Raw genomic sequence first — 13,992 nt, 5'->3', positions numbered from 1 at the left:
CCCGGCAGTCGGCTTACTTCACCGTGATGTCGCAGGTCCGGTTGGCCCAGCTGACGTTGGTGGGCACAGGCTTGGCCCCCGAGTAGCTCAGCTGCATGCCCAGCTCCACCGAGCTGTTGGGTGCGATCGTCCCGTTCCACGCGGCCGGCGTGATGGTGACGGTGCGTCCATTGACCGAGAAGGTCCCGCTCCACGAGTTGGTCAACGTGAACGCGTTGCTTTCGGTGAAGCTGAGCGACCAGCCCGACAGCGGCGTCGTGCCCAGGTTGCTCAGCTTGATGCTGGGCACCTGGCCGCTGCCCCAGTCATTGGTGGTGTCGACCACCACGGCGCAGCTCTTCACGTCGTTGTCCACCTCGGTGGCTGCCACGGTCCGCGTGGCCGCATTGGCCGCGCTGATGCTGACCGTGGCCACGCCGTTGGCCGAGTCGGCGTCCTTGGCCGCCGCGAGGGTCACGGTTTGCGCCGTGTTCCAGTTCGCCGGCGTGAACACCAGGCTGGCACCGGAGGAGACCGCGATGTCGGTGTCGCCCGCCGAGCGCGCGACCGTGACGGCCACATTGCCCGTGGGCGCCGACGCCAGTTTCACAGTGAAGCTCTGGCTGCCGGTTTCAGGCACCGAGACGGCCGTGGCGGACACCACCAGCACCACCGGCACCACGACGTCCGAGTCCCTCTCGGTGGCGACCACGGTGGCGCCGGTCAGGCCGGTGGCGCTGAGGGTGAACGTGGCGGTGCCGTTGATCGCGTCGGCATCCCGCGCCGCCGCCACGGTCACGTTCTGTGCCGTGGCGTAGGTGGTCGGCGTGAAGACCAGCGAGGTGGTGGCCGTCGTGAGATCCGCATCGCCGCCGGCCGTCTTGGCCAGGGCCACGGTCACGTTCGCTGCAGGCTTCTCGGACAACGCGACACGGAAGCTCGCCGAAGCGCCTTCCGGCACGGTCAACGCAGTGGAGGAGACCGCGATCGCCGGCCCGGTGTTCGGGAAGAGGCGGCCATAGTCCGCCTGTGCCAGCGCGATGTCGGCCTGCGCCCAGAAGCGGTGGTAGGTCCAGCTGGGCTCGGCGCCACCGGCGAGGTAGGCGCTGAGCTTGGCGAAGTCCGGATCCTGCTTGTACTTGGGACGGATGCTCAGGAAGGTGGCATTGGAATCAATGACCGCGCCTTGCGCATTGGTGCCGGTCCAGCCGGACGGCACATAGACGCCGTCGCCCGTGGCGGCGTTGTAGGTGTCGTCGAAGCGCAGGTAGTCCTTGCGCTTCTCGGCCACAGCCACGCCCTTGGTGTCCTGGTACTTGGCCCACATGCGGTCCAGGAGCTCGCGGGCGGTCGTCTTGGCCGCCGTGTTGCCGGCCTTCGCGGCGTAGTAGCTCAGCGTGCGCGCATAGGCCGCAGCCACGCCGACGTCGTTGGTGAACTCGGTCACCTTCACCCGCAGGTTGGCATTGGCGCCGGGGTTGGCCGGATTCCAGGTATCAGGCTTGCCCGACCACTGCAGCGTGTTCGGGATCTCGTAGGAGCCATCGGCCAGCAGTCGGGTGTTGGCCAGTGCCCACGGCACCCACTTGTCCAGAAGCGCCTTGGCCTGCGCATCGTTGCTCACGTAGTACAGCTCGGCCACACGCTGCATGGACCAGACCTGGAAGCCGAACCAGGTGTTGGAGGCCGGGTCGTGATAGACCGGGGCCTCGTCATAGAACATGCCGTAGAAGGTCGGCGTGCCGGCCGGCGGCTGTTCATGGTTGCCGTTCCAGCTGTTGGTCGCACCGCCTGCAATCGCGCCATCGGCGGACTGCAGGAAGCGGTAGAACTCCATCTGCCGCTTGAAGCTCTTGCCCCAATCGCCGGCGGCCGACGGGGACAGCGGCTTGAAGGCGGCCTGGGTGGACAGCGTCCAGGCGACCATCGGGTTCTGATAACCGAAGTGGTTGTGCGAGGAGCTGATGCGCCATGCCCATCCGGCGGATGCGTCCACCGCGCCGCCCCAGGCGTAGTACCAGGACATCAGGTAATGCTGGTTGTCGCGCAGGCCGTTGCTGTCGGCCGCGCCGCTGCCGCCCGGGCAGGTCGTCGCGCCCACGCAGTTGCCGATGCGCTTGAAGTACTTGTCGAACATCGCATAGCGCAGGAAGTCGCCCATCTTGGCGGCCTTCTTCACCAGGTCGGCCACGGCGGCGCCCTTGCCCTGTTCGGTGGCCCAGATGTTGGCCCAGTAGATCGCCTGGATGGCGCGACCGTCCGCATCCGGTGCGTTGGTGTAGCGCCATTGCTTGGCGTAGTTGGAGTCGCCGGTGAACAGGCTCAAGAACCCCTGGTTGTTGCCGGTGCGTCCCCACTTGAAGGTCTCGCACGAGGGGTGGGGCACGGTCTCCCACACCGATTCCTGTGCGCCGCGCTGGAAGGTGTTGATGTAGGCCGGCTTGGTGACGCCGTCACCGCAGAAGCCGTAGCCGTACCAGTTGTCCACGTCGATCAGCCAGTGCATCCCGTAGATGTCGCGGCTGCCGTAGGTGGACGCCAGTTCGTTGCCGATGGGATCCTGACCGACCGGCGTGCTGAACTCCAGCGGCGACGGATAGTTCTTGGGCAGCGCGTACTCGCCCGCATACGACGCCGGCTTGTTGGCGTTGTAGAAGCTGTTGGTGGGCTGATCCCGCGTGCCGGGAATGATGTACTTCTCCATGTTGGCCCAGGCGGCGTTCAGCGGACCCCAATCGCCGGTGACGCGGCCGTACTGGGCCTCCATCCAGAGCCAGAAGCTATAGGCCTCGGAGGTGGTTTCGTGGCCGTGGTCGGGCGCTTCCACGATCAGCGTCTCGACCGAGTGATAGGGCACGCCTTCGGCGCTGAAATAGCCGTTGGCGGGGTTTTTGATCTTGTTGTATTGGGTCAGGAACCGCTGGTTGTAATCGGTCTGGGCATGAGCGCCGAACGCGCAGGCCAGCAACACGGCCAGTGCGGCCTTGCGAGGGAAACGAGACATGGGCTTCTCCGGTGACCCGCAAAAATGCGGGCGTGAGTAACCCCCGGCCCGCACCAATGGCGGGCTTCAGGGGCGATCGAAAAATGGGTTACTTGACGACGACGGTGCAGCTCGCGCCGGTCATCACGACGGCGCTGGGCGTGGGCTTGGCCCCGCTGTAGCCCAACTGCATGCCAGCATCAATGCTGGCGCCGGCCTGCACGGTGCTGTTCCAGCTGGCCGGGGCGAAGGTCACCTTGTTGCCGGTGACGGCGAAGGTGCCGCTCCAGCTGTTGGCGATGGTGATGGTGTTGCTCTCGGTGAAGCTCAGCCCCCAGTTGGTGATGGGCGTCGTTCCCGCATTGCTGAGCAGCACGCGCAGCACCTGCCCGCTGCCCCAGTCGCTCGTGGTGTCGAGCGTCAGGGTGCAGTTGGTGGTGCCACCACCGCCACCACCACCACCACCACCTGCGCTGGGCGTGGCCGAGACCGGGTCGGACAACGTGACCCCGGCCGTGTTGCGGGCGCCCACCTTGTAGAAGTAGGTGCTGCCGTTGGTGAGGCCGCTGTCGGCGTAGGTCAACGCGGTCAGGCCGCTGGCCAGTGCGGTGTAGCCGCCGGTGGCGCTGGTGGCGCGCGAAACCTCATAGCTGGCGGCACCGGTCACGGCGGGCCAGTTGAGGGTCACCTTCGCATTGCCGGCGGTGGCGGTCGGCGCGGGCGAGGCGGGCGCGCCGACGGGCGTGCTGGCCCAGACGGCGTCGCTGGCCGCGCTCTCACCGGAGTCGTTGCGGGCGCTGACGGTGTAGTAGTAGCGGGTGCCGCCTGCCAGACCACTGTCCACATAGCTCGTGCCGGCGGGCGAGGCCACCAGCGCGAAGCTGCCGGCCGTGCCGCTGGTCGAGCGCTTCAGCGAGTAGCCGGTGGCGTTGGTGGACGCCGCCCAGCTCAGGCTGATGCTGCCTACGCCGGCCGTCGCCGCGAGGCTGGTGGGCGTGGCGGGCACGGGCAGTGCCACGCCGCCGCAGGCCGCCGGCTCGTTGCCCCAGACCTTGCGGCCGTCGTCATAGAGCGTGATGTTGGACACCTTGACCGCCGCGGTGCCGGGCGCGCCCAGTCCCGCATAGGACGGATCGTTGGCCGGGTTCCAGTAGGTCGTGCCGTCCGGCGCGGCGATGCGGATCTGGATCTCCTTCTTGTAGGCCGACTGGCCGCCGGGGTAGATCTTCGTGCCGCTGAAATCGCCGGTGACGTAGTAGAGGTTGCTCGCACCGCAACGCACCAGGCCGCGGGCCACGCCGCCCTCGTTGTAGTTGGAACTGACCTTGAGGTCCGCCGCGCTGCGGCCGGCAGCGATCACCTCGCTGAGGTCCAGGTAGTAGCGCAGGCTGAGCTTGTCGGCCACACGGGCCGGCCAGCCGCTGCGGTTGTTCACCACCGCCTTCACCTCGGTGTAGGTGTTGCCGGTGCTGTTGAGCGCCGCTTCGACGAAGTACTGGTCGTCGGTCGGCACCTCTGCCTGCGGGAAGTTGGCCAAGGGCACGCTGCCCGGGAACAGCTGCTGCGCACCGGCGAGCACGCCGACGACGGCGGCGTTGTAGTCGATGGCGACTTCGTTGGAGACGTAGTCGTTGATCGAGTCGGTGTAGCCGTCGGTGGCATTGGGTCCGCCCACCATGGCGCCGTAGAGCACGTGCCGATGGTTGGTCGGCAAGCTTTGGCTGTCGGACCAGGAACCGTGTGCGGTGCGATGGTGCGGATGCTGAGGCGAGTTGGCGCCGAAGCCGATGAGGTAGCTGCTGCGGCGCGGATTGCTGCCCAGCGCGTAGTTCAACTGCTGCATCGCGAAGTCGCGATAGCGCTGCTGCTTGGTGGCATCGGTCACATCCTTGGCATAGGCCAGGGCGATGAACGATTCATTGAGCGCATAGCGCAGCGAGCCCCATTGCGACAGCCACGCCAGGCCGCCCGGTGTGTAGGTCACGCGCTCGCCTTCGGGCGTGCCGGTCGTCCAATAGGCCAGGTTGCGCTCGATCGCGTCCTTGTACTTCTGCTTGCCGGTCAGGCGTGCCAGCAGCAGGTAGCTGCCGTAGTGTTTGCTGTCCCAGTCCTGCGTCCACTTGTAGGGCAGATAGGCCGTCTGACCTTCGCTGCCGAAGCCGCCGGCGCCGGTCGTGACGAAGCTCTCGGCCTTGGTCAGGTAGGCGGCCTCGCCGGTGGCGCGGTAGAGCCAGATGGCGCCCCAGGCCAGTTCGTCGGAATAGCCCGACCACGAGTTGTAGTAGCCCTGCGCATCGGTGATGCACTCGACGTACTTCTGGCGCTTGGTGTCGGCCAGCGTGTAGAGCTGTCGGGCATGGGTCAGCAGCGTCGCCGCATAGGTCGGATCGCTGGACTTGAACACCATGGAGGCGGCGGCCATGGCGGCCGCGGTCTCACCGGCGAGGTCGGACCCGCCGCAGGTCGCATCGATCTTGTAGGCCGGCGCTTCTTTGGGATAGACCTCCACCGGACCCCACCAGCTGTGGTCGGTGCTGCCGTTGCCGACCTGGCCGTAGAACACGTTGGCGCTCGGATGCGCCTTGATGAAGTAGTCGTTGATCCAGCGCAGGTTGCGCAGCAAGGCGTCGTGCTGGCCGGCGTCCTTGTGACCCGCCTCGAACTCCAGCGCGCCCCAGGCCAACTGGGTCGCGGTCGAGGCGGCGGGGAAGCCGAACTTGACGTGGTCGCCTGCGTCGTACCAGCCGCCGGTCAAGTCCAGACCGACGTCGCTGCCGTCGGTCAGGCGTGAATCGCCCCGCCAGCTCACGCGGTTCCAGTCGGGCTTCTTGCCGGACTGCTGGGCCTCGTAGAAGAGGATGGCCTTCTGCAAGGCCTCGGCGTAGTTGTACGCCGGTGCCGCAGCGGCCTTCGTCACCGCCAGCGCGTTCGCGTTGGAGCCTGCGTCGGCGCTCATCGGATTGGCTTTCTGCTGTGCGGTCTCTCCGCCTCCGCAAGCCGCCAGGCTCAGTGCCAACAGGGGGGCGGCCCAGCGCCCTCCCAGTCGGCGTCCATCAATCAATCTGCTCATACCGTTGTCTCCGGGTTGGGTATGGATCTGACGGCCGCAACACATCCATGCGGCTGCTCGCCTGGGCTCCTTTTGAAGGAGCTCCTGGCCTGACTTTCCCGATCAATCTCGTTTGGTGTGCTCGTTGTAGACAACGCTGTCAGGTTGATGCCCAAAAAAGGCCAATGGACTTGGCCCCTCAACCGCGCGTTGCTGTTTTTTCTGCCGAGGTCAACGTCGAGCACACGAGCCTCAGCACATCAGGACCTCGCTGATGGACGCATGGCCACCGCGATTCCCTGTCATCGATTCACGGCTGTCAGAGTCGTGAATCCATGTGGGGCATGCTCGTCCGAATTGGGGCGATCGTCAACCACCGTACTGCGAAACATTCGGTGTCAGTGGCAATTGGGTGCGCCCCAGGAAACAGGGGCGCGAATCCCATGGACAGGCGCTTATCGCGGCCCCGTGGCGGGTCGTCCCGGCAGGACGCGCGACATGGCGCCGCGCGTTTTCAACATGTCCACGCAGGACGTTACACAGGCACGGTCATGGCCGTCGCCTGGATCAGTGACGTGCCAGGCAACACCTGGCCCCGTGTGTGCAGTGACAGATCCGGGAGCGGTCACGCGCGCATCAAGCGACGTGTTGCGAGCTGTTGCGAGGCGAGTGACGCAGGGGCACTCAAGGGCACGCAGAGCGATGCAGGTCGACGTGTCGCGGCCCCGGTGCGTGACTGCACGGTCGCCATCCATTCCGAATGAATGGAATGACTCATCAGCGCTCAGCGCTTCTTCGGTTTCAGCGGCGCAATGCTCTGCTGCAGCTTGCGCCACTCGTCGACGGGGGCGGTGGGAGAGGGGGCAGCCTTGGCCACTGGTGCGGGTGCGGTGGCGGGCGTCGTGGGCGTCAGCACCTCGCCGAGCAGGTCAAGCAAGCGGGTGCGTGCACGCTGGGGATGGCGTCGGTAGTAGGTCAGCACCAGGCCGACGATGAATCGCTCATCCTCGTCCTGCGGCAGGTGCGAGGGCGGCTCGGCCGAAGGCGCCATGGTGGAGGCCGATGCCGCGCCGGGCACTGCACCCGGCGTCATGGTGGAAGCGGCCGAGACGCCATGCGCCTGGTCCATCCAGCCCATGGGCTTGTGACTCAGCTGTTCGAACTGGCGGGCCAGGCGCTCACCGATCTGGCGGGAGCGGCTCTTGATCTGGCTCCAGTAGCTGGGTTGAATCTGCAAGCGCTCCGCAAAACGCCGCTCCAGCCCACGCAGGGCAGCGGCATCGGGATGCTTGACGGTGGCAGCAACGAACTCTTCGAACAGGCGCATCGCGTTGTCCAATCGGATCTGCGCGACGTCGCGGGAGGCGGAATACATGCCCCCATGATAAAGCTTCGTTCATCCGGAGCGATTCGGCGGCGCCCACCGGCCGCGCTCCCCCCGGGTCTTCCCTCGCGTCTTTCCACGCGTCGTCCACCGGAGACTCGCCCGCACGGGATCCCCCGGCCGGAACGACGGCGGCCCCGATGGCCATGGCACGCCGCCCACCGTTCGCCTAGTCGTCGTCCTTGAGCTGATAGCTGGACGACAGCTGTGCCTGCGTGCTGGGCGGCACCGCCTCGTAATGGGACAGCACCATGCTGTAGCGCCCCTGGCCGCTGGTCATGGCATTGAGCCGGTTCTGATAGGCGGTGAGCTCGGCCAGGGGCACCAGTCCTTCCACGCTGATCTGTCCGGGCACGCTGCTGCGGGTGCCGCTGACCTGGCCGCGCCGCGAAGCCAGATCACCGGTGATGTCGCCGGTGGCGGATTCCGGGGCATGGATCTCCACCTGCACGATGGGCTCCAGCACCAGCGGACGCGCCTCTCTGACCGCCGCGACCAGCGCCTTGCGTCCGGCGGCGATGAAGGCGACTTCCTTGGAGTCCACCGAATGGTGCTTGCCGTCGAACACCGTCACCCGCAGATCGACCAGCGGATAGCCCGCCACCACGCCCGCCGCCAACGCCTGACGCACGCCCTTTTCCACCGCCGGCATGAACTGGCTGGGCACGGTGCCGCCCTTCACCTCATCCCGAAACTCGAATCCGGCGCCGCGCTCCAGGGGCTCGATGCGCAACCACACCTCACCGAACTGACCCGCGCCGCCGGTCTGTTTCTTGTGGCGATGGTGGCCCTCGGCGGCGGCGGAGATCGTCTCTCGATAACCGATGCGCGGCGGCTGGGTCTGGACATCGAACTTGTAGGTCTCTCTCAGGCGATCCAGCAGCACCCGCAGGTGCAATTCGCCCAGGCCGTAGATCAGTGTCTCGCCGCCCTGGGCCCCGATGCCGGCCTGATCGCCGCCACGTTCCAGGCGCAGGCAGGGATCCTCCTCCACCAGGCGCGCCAGCACCTCCCACAGCCGCTGTTCGTCGCCATGGCGCGTGGGTCGCAGGGCGAGTCCATGCACCGGCGTCGGCAGCGTGACCGGCGCGAGGTGCAGATGCTCGTCCTCGGGGGCATCGTGCAGCACCGCGTCGAAGTGCAGTTCGTCCAGCTTGGCCAAGGCGCACAAGTCGCCGGGCAGCGCCTGCTCGATGTCGACATGCTCCTTGCCCTGCAACATGAACAGATGCGCCACACGCACCGGCTTGCGGGCATGGCCGACGTAGAGCTGCGCATGGCGGCGGAGCGTGCCCTGATGGACCCGAACCATCGCCAGTTTGCCGAGGTAGGGATCCGACTGGATCTTGAACACATGCGCCACCACATGCTGGTCCGGATCCATCACCACCTGCAGCGGCTGCGCGGCCTCGCCTTCGCCCCTCAGGAACTGCGGCGGATTCGCCTCATACGGATTCGGCAGCAGCTTCTCGATGACGTCCAGCAGTTCGGCGATCCCCGCGCCGCATTTCGTCGACACGAAGCACACCGGGATCAGATGGCCTTCGCGAAAGGCCTGCTCCAGCGGCGCATGCAGTTCGCTGGCGGGGACATCGCCGTCGTTCAGATAGCGATCGACAAACTCAGGATCGACCTCCACCACCTGCTCGACCAGGGCACGATGCGCCGCCTCGACCGAGCCGAAATCGCTGGTCCCGCTGCAACCGAAGAAGCAGTCCTGCACCCGCGTGCCCTGGGCCGCGGGCAGATTCAGCGGCAGGCATTCGCGGCCGAAGGTCTCACGCAGTTGGTCCAGCAGCGCAGCGAGGTTCACGCCGGGCGCCTCGATCTTGTTGACGATGATCAGGCGCGTCAGTCCACGTTGCGCGGCTGCGGCCATCATGCGTTGGGCCATCAGCTCGATGCCGGCCTGCGCATTGATCACCACGGCCACGGTCTCCACCGCTTCCAGCGCCGGCAGCGCCTGTCCGATGAAGTCCGGCGCGCCGGGCGTGTCCAGCAAATGGATGCGCAGGCCGCCATGCGCGATGTGCATCAGCGTGGTCTGCAGCGAGTGCTGCATCCGTTTCTCGAGCGGGTCGTGGTCGCTGACCGTATTGCCTTTCTCCACCGCACCGGCAGTCTTGATCGTGCCGGCCTTGAGCAGCAGGGCCTCGGCCAGCGAGGTCTTGCCGGCGCCGGCCGGACCGGTGAGGGCGAGGGTGCGGATCGCCGCAATCGCAGGATTCACCGGCATCACCGGTGTGGCGACGTCGGCAGGTCGCCCGGTGCGCTCGGTGGGCGCGTCGGGTGGGGTCGGGCGGGTGGACATGGGCTCGCTCCTCTCATGCGTGACGGAGGTGGGGACGTGGGGACGGAGCCGGACTGCGGCCAGCGTAGAGGAAGCGACTCACCCGCACAAGGGCCGATGCCCGAGGCAGGGCCTTCCTGCGGGTGCCGCCGCCCTGGGGCGTCTAGACTCCGACGTTCTGAAATGAAGGGGTGGGCGATGGGTGTGAGCAAGGGGAAGACGGCCTGCGGCTGGGGCGTCACGCGGTGGGCGGCCTGCGTCGTGGCGATCGGCATGAGCGCCGGTGGCGCCGGGGCGGCGGATGGGACCGCGACGCCGACGGCCACTGCGGCAGCGGCTGCGGCTGCGATGCAGTCGGGCACGGCACGGCCGGTCGACCGCATGGCGCAGACCGACACCGTGGCGGAGAACGCGCCCCCGCTGCAGACGCTCAGCACCAGCCTGGATCGACCATGGGGCATGGCGCAACTGCCCAGCGGCGATTTGCTCATCACCCAGAAGGGCGGCACCTTGGTGCGGGTGTCCACGGCCGGCAAGCTGCTGGCGACCGTGAGCGGCGTGCCCAAGGTGCTGGATGTCGGCCAGGGCGGCCTGCTGGGCATTGCGATCGACCCCGACTTCGCTGCCGGCGAGAACTGGGTCTACCTGTCCTATTCCGAACCCGGCACCGGCGCCGAGGCCAGGCTGGCAGGCACTTCGGTCGCGCGCGGCCGCCTCAAGGGCGACCAACTGGTGGACCTGCAGGTGATCTTCCGTCAGCAGCCGAAGGTCGACAGCGTCGGACATTACGGCTCGCGGATCGTCTTTGCGCGCGACAAGACCGTGTTCATCACCACCGGCGAACGCATGAAGGGTCAGCCGTCGCAAGACCTGGCGCAGACGCTGGGCAAGGTGATCCACCTCAACCGCGACGGCAGCCTGCCATCGAACAACCCGTCACTCGGCGCCACGGCCAGGCCCGGCATCTGGAGCTACGGCCATCGCAACATCCAGGGCGCGGCATTGCATCCGCAGACCGGCGAACTCTGGGTCAGCGAGCACGGCCCGCAAGGCGGCGACGAGATCAACATCGCCCGCGCCGGTCAGAACTATGGCTGGCCCGTGCGCAGCTATGGCTGCCCCTACGGCTCGCCGGTCGGCGAGGCCTGCCGCCTCGGCGGCGGCAAGCAGGCGCCGGAGTTCGTCGAGCCGCTGACCACCTGGGTGCCGCTGTCCATCGCCCCGGCGGGGCTCGTCTTCTATACCGGCACGATGTTCCCGCAGTGGCGCGGGCAGTTGTTTTCCGGGTCGCTGGCCGGTCAGGCCTTGTGGCGGCTGACGCTGGACGGCGATCGGGTCGTGGCCCGCGAAAAGATGTATGGCTCGCTGGGCGAGCGCTTCCGCGATGTCGTCCAGGCCCAGGACGGCGCGCTGCTGATGGTTACCGATGGGGGCAAGTTGCTGCGCCTGGCCAAGTGAGGTCGCCGTAGGGGCTCGGTAAGACGCGTCACGCTCATCCAGCGAAGATCATCCAGCGAAGATCTTGCAGAGAAGAGCGAACGACAGGCCGTCGTGTGAGGTCGGCCGTGAAGGCCCACGTGCGGACGACCAGGCCGACTCACTTCCGAGGCAACAGGAGGGTCAGCCTGTGACGCCCCCCGAACGGCTTGGAAACGCCGCTTGGGCCCGCGCCACCGCTCAATCCAGCCGCTTCCAGTAGAGGGCGGTGGGCGCGAGGGTGCCATCCGGATTGGCGGCGAAATGCGGGATCTCTCCCACCCGCTGCCAACCCAGGGATTGATAGAACGGCTCGGCGGCGGACTGGGCGGTGGTGTCCAGCACCAGCAGCGACAGGCCCTGCGCGCGTGCGCCGCCTTCGGCGGCCGCCATGAGCCGGGCGGCAATGCCACCGCGACGCGCATGGGGATGCACCATCAGCTTCTGCACCTCGGCACGGTGGCGGCCGTTCGGCTTGCTGCACATCGACAGCTGCACCGTGCCCAGAACCCGCCCGCCCTGATGCACGATCCACAACCGCTGGCGCTCGCCCAGCGCGTCGAAGACGCCTTCCCAGTACTCGCGCATCTCGCCTTCGCCCACCTCGGCCAGGAAGCCCAGGGAGGCGCCGTCATCGACCACGTCGAAGAACAGTTCTCCGAGGGCAGTGAGCCAGTCGCGATCGTGGCGGGTCAGTTCAAGCGGGGCGGGGTGTGCGGCGGTCATGATGGGATCCTGTGAAGGGGGCTGAAGGTCGGGACGGGCAAGCGCTTGCCCAGGCAGATCGCGTCGGTCCTGCCGACGTACCCACCGTAGTTCGGGATCTCTCGGTAGCCATGCCGCTGATAGAACTGCAGCGCCCGCAGATTGATGCGACGCGTCTCCAGCCACAGCGCGCGATAACCCATGACCTGCGCGGCCTGCTCCAGTCGAGCCAGCAGCGCCGCCCCCACCCCGCGGCTTCCGGCACGTGCATACATCCGCTTCAACTCGGCGACCGGCGCATCACCGGCCTCGGCCAACGGGCGCAGGGCACCGCAGCCCACCAGTTGACGATGCGCGTCCCGTGCGACCAGGAAGATCGAGCGGCCAGGCACCATCTGGTCGATGCGGAAGCCGGAGGCGCCGGAGTCGCCGCTCAACTCGGCCAACCGTTGGTTGAGTTCTTCCATCATCCGCCGCGCGTCCGGATGATCCGCAGCGACTTCCTCAAGGACGATGGACTTCTCAATCATTGACGTTTGTGGCATCGTCGTCGGCTTGTGGCATTGATGGATGAAATACTAACCAATGGTTAGCAAACCAACAAGTCCGGATCCGAGACCGAGCGGTCCCAAGGGTCTGCACCGCAGCGCAGGCGTGGTGCAGGAGGCGCCGACAGACGCCGACACCCGTCCGCTGGCCAAGCCGCAACCGCGCGTTCGTCAGAAACTGGTCAAACCGGAGGGGCCGCTCAAGCGCCAGGCGCAGCGCAAGGGCGCAGAGGCCGATCCCTCGCGCTCGACGGGCACCGCCGCCCAGCAACGCCGGGCCGCACAGAAGCAGGCGCTGGAGGCCGGCATCCTGGCCGCGGCCCGCGATCTGTTCGCGGCCCGAGGGCCAGAGGCGGTCACGCTGCGCGAAGTGGGTGCGGCCGTCGGCTATTCACATGCGACGCTCTACAGCTTCTTCGCCGACAAGAACGAGCTGCTCACCCGCCTGGCTCAGGACAGCCTTCAGACCCTGCTGATCCGCTTGCAGGGCGCGCTCGATGGTGCTGAGCCTGGCGCGGAGCCCGCTGCCGTCGCGCGCGCCTTCGTGCAATGGGGCTTGCAGCATCCCCACGACTATCGATTGCTGATGCTCGACACACCCTTGGCATTGCGGTCCGCGGTCATGGCGGGCCTGGGCGAGGCGCTGCCGCTGCCCGCAGAGCGAGGCGCAGCCTTGTGGGCCGGGTTGCACGGCCTGGTGATGCTGGAGCTGGGGGGGCTGGCTGCGCTCGGTGGTGAGCTGCCCCGCAGCAAGCGGCTGGCGGCCTTGCTGGCCGGACTCTGAGAGGCGCAGGGCGGCTTGTTGCCCGTCGTCCGCCCAGAGGGCAGAGCGGATCGCGCGTCGGGGGCGCGGCCGAGTGATCGGGCGGGTTGCTCGATGCGGTCGGCACCGGCATCCTGACGGGGCTTCGCGCCGCTCGGCGCGAGCCCCGGCGCCGCTCACACCAGATGCGGCAGCCGCTTGTAGTAGATCGCCACGCTCTGCAGTTGACCTTCTGCGCCGTGGCAGTGGTCAGGAATCTGGCCGGCACGTTGCCAGCCGAGATGGGCAAAGACGGCCTCGGCCTGTGAATCGGCGGCGGTCTCCAGTTGCAGCAGGTAGCGGTTCTGCGTGGCGGCGGTGCATTCCAGGCGGCTCATCAACTGACTGGCCACGCCGCGTCCGCGTTCCTGGGTGTGCACCATCAGCCGTTGCACTTCCCCACGGTGGTGCGCGTTGGCCAGCGGGCACAGCGACAGCTGCACCGCGCCGAGCAGTCGGCCCGGTCCGTCGGATTCGCAGGCGATCCACAGGCTGTGATGCTGCCCCAGACGGGCGAACACGCCGTGCCAGTAATCCAGCGCCGCATAGCGCGACAGCGGCGCCAGGAAGCCCACTGTCGCGCCCTGGTGGACGTTGTCGATCAGCAGATTCGTCAGGGCCGGCAGCCATTGAAGATCGCGCGAGCTGAGCTTGACGACCTCGATCGGCGCACGCTGCAGGGACGGGGCGGCGGCGGTGTCCGCCGCCAGAGCGGTGAGGGCGCGCGGAGCGCGGGCAGGAACGGCCGTAGGGCTGAGAGCGACATACATGGGTGG

At 67.4% G+C, this 13,992-nt stretch carries 9 protein-coding genes; 2 read left to right on the top strand and 7 right to left on the bottom strand.

Annotated elements, in window-relative coordinates; all coding sequences use genetic code 11:
* Window positions 1–13: 13 nt before the first annotated feature.
* From N4261_RS23510 to fusA, 4 genes are all read right to left on the bottom strand, one after another.
* A complete protein-coding gene (locus N4261_RS23510) occupies window positions 14–2,983 on the bottom strand; it encodes a glycoside hydrolase family 48 protein (RefSeq protein ID WP_261757664.1) in 2,970 nt (989 codons plus the stop codon).
* Between the two features lie 88 nt (window positions 2,984–3,071).
* On the bottom strand, window positions 3,072–6,032 hold the full coding sequence (locus N4261_RS23505; RefSeq protein WP_261757663.1) for a glycoside hydrolase family 9 protein: 2,961 nt from the start codon (window positions 6,030–6,032) through the stop codon (window positions 3,072–3,074).
* Window positions 6,033–6,795: 763 nt separating this feature from the next.
* Complete coding sequence (locus N4261_RS23500) at window positions 6,796–7,386, bottom strand: hypothetical protein (protein WP_261757662.1); 591 nt, start codon at window positions 7,384–7,386, stop codon at window positions 6,796–6,798.
* Window positions 7,387–7,564: 178 nt separating this feature from the next.
* Window positions 7,565–9,631 carry an elongation factor G gene (fusA, locus tag N4261_RS23495; RefSeq protein WP_261760833.1) on the bottom strand — a complete coding sequence of 689 codons (2,067 nt, stop codon included), beginning with the start codon at window positions 9,629–9,631 and terminating at the stop codon, window positions 7,565–7,567.
* A gap of 252 nt (window positions 9,632–9,883) precedes the next feature.
* On the opposite strand from fusA, the gene N4261_RS23490 reads away from it, so the two are divergent.
* Window positions 9,884–11,143, top strand: coding sequence for a PQQ-dependent sugar dehydrogenase (locus tag N4261_RS23490; protein ID WP_261757661.1), 1,260 nt, complete (start codon window positions 9,884–9,886; stop codon window positions 11,141–11,143).
* Between the two features lie 219 nt (window positions 11,144–11,362).
* On the opposite strand, the gene N4261_RS23485 is transcribed toward N4261_RS23490, so the two are convergent.
* Window positions 11,363–11,887, bottom strand: coding sequence for a GNAT family N-acetyltransferase (locus N4261_RS23485; protein ID WP_261757659.1), 525 nt, complete (start codon window positions 11,885–11,887; stop codon window positions 11,363–11,365).
* Window positions 11,884–12,396 (bottom strand): GNAT family N-acetyltransferase, encoded by a 513-nt coding sequence (locus N4261_RS23480; protein WP_261757658.1) that lies wholly within the window; start codon window positions 12,394–12,396, stop codon window positions 11,884–11,886. The genes N4261_RS23485 and N4261_RS23480 overlap by 4 nt, the downstream gene beginning before the upstream one ends.
* Window positions 12,397–12,451: 55 nt before the next feature.
* On the opposite strand from N4261_RS23480, the gene N4261_RS23475 reads away from it, so the two are divergent.
* Window positions 12,452–13,198, top strand: a complete 747-nt coding sequence (locus tag N4261_RS23475; protein ID WP_261757657.1) for a TetR/AcrR family transcriptional regulator — start codon at window positions 12,452–12,454, stop codon at window positions 13,196–13,198.
* 155 nt (window positions 13,199–13,353) lie between these two features.
* Here the strand turns inward: N4261_RS23475 and N4261_RS23470 are convergent, their stop codons facing one another.
* Window positions 13,354–13,986 carry a GNAT family N-acetyltransferase gene (locus tag N4261_RS23470; RefSeq protein ID WP_261757656.1) on the bottom strand — a complete coding sequence of 211 codons (633 nt, stop codon included), beginning with the start codon at window positions 13,984–13,986 and terminating at the stop codon, window positions 13,354–13,356.
* Window positions 13,987–13,992 lie beyond the last annotated feature (6 nt).

It is taken from the genome of Roseateles amylovorans (assembly GCF_025398155.2).
Taxonomy (GTDB): domain Bacteria; phylum Pseudomonadota; class Gammaproteobacteria; order Burkholderiales; family Burkholderiaceae_C; genus Roseateles; species Roseateles amylovorans.
Note: the sequence above shows the minus strand (reverse complement) of the source record. Positions and strands in the feature narration are given on the sequence as shown.

Coding starts and splice junctions, on each gene's coding strand:
- N4261_RS23490 (WP_261757661.1), top strand. CDS start 9,884: ATGGGTGTGAGCAAGGGGAAGACGGCCTGCGGCTGGGGCGTCACGCGG.
- N4261_RS23505 (WP_261757663.1), bottom strand. CDS start 6,032: ATGAGCAGATTGATTGATGGACGCCGACTGGGAGGGCGCTGGGCCGCC.
- N4261_RS23470 (WP_261757656.1), bottom strand. CDS start 13,986: ATGTATGTCGCTCTCAGCCCTACGGCCGTTCCTGCCCGCGCTCCGCGC.
- N4261_RS23485 (WP_261757659.1), bottom strand. CDS start 11,887: ATGACCGCCGCACACCCCGCCCCGCTTGAACTGACCCGCCACGATCGC.
- N4261_RS23480 (WP_261757658.1), bottom strand. CDS start 12,396: ATGATTGAGAAGTCCATCGTCCTTGAGGAAGTCGCTGCGGATCATCCG.
- N4261_RS23510 (WP_261757664.1), bottom strand. CDS start 2,983: ATGTCTCGTTTCCCTCGCAAGGCCGCACTGGCCGTGTTGCTGGCCTGC.
- N4261_RS23500 (WP_261757662.1), bottom strand. CDS start 7,386: ATGTATTCCGCCTCCCGCGACGTCGCGCAGATCCGATTGGACAACGCG.
- N4261_RS23475 (WP_261757657.1), top strand. CDS start 12,452: ATGGTTAGCAAACCAACAAGTCCGGATCCGAGACCGAGCGGTCCCAAG.
- fusA (WP_261760833.1), bottom strand. CDS start 9,631: ATGCCGGTGAATCCTGCGATTGCGGCGATCCGCACCCTCGCCCTCACC.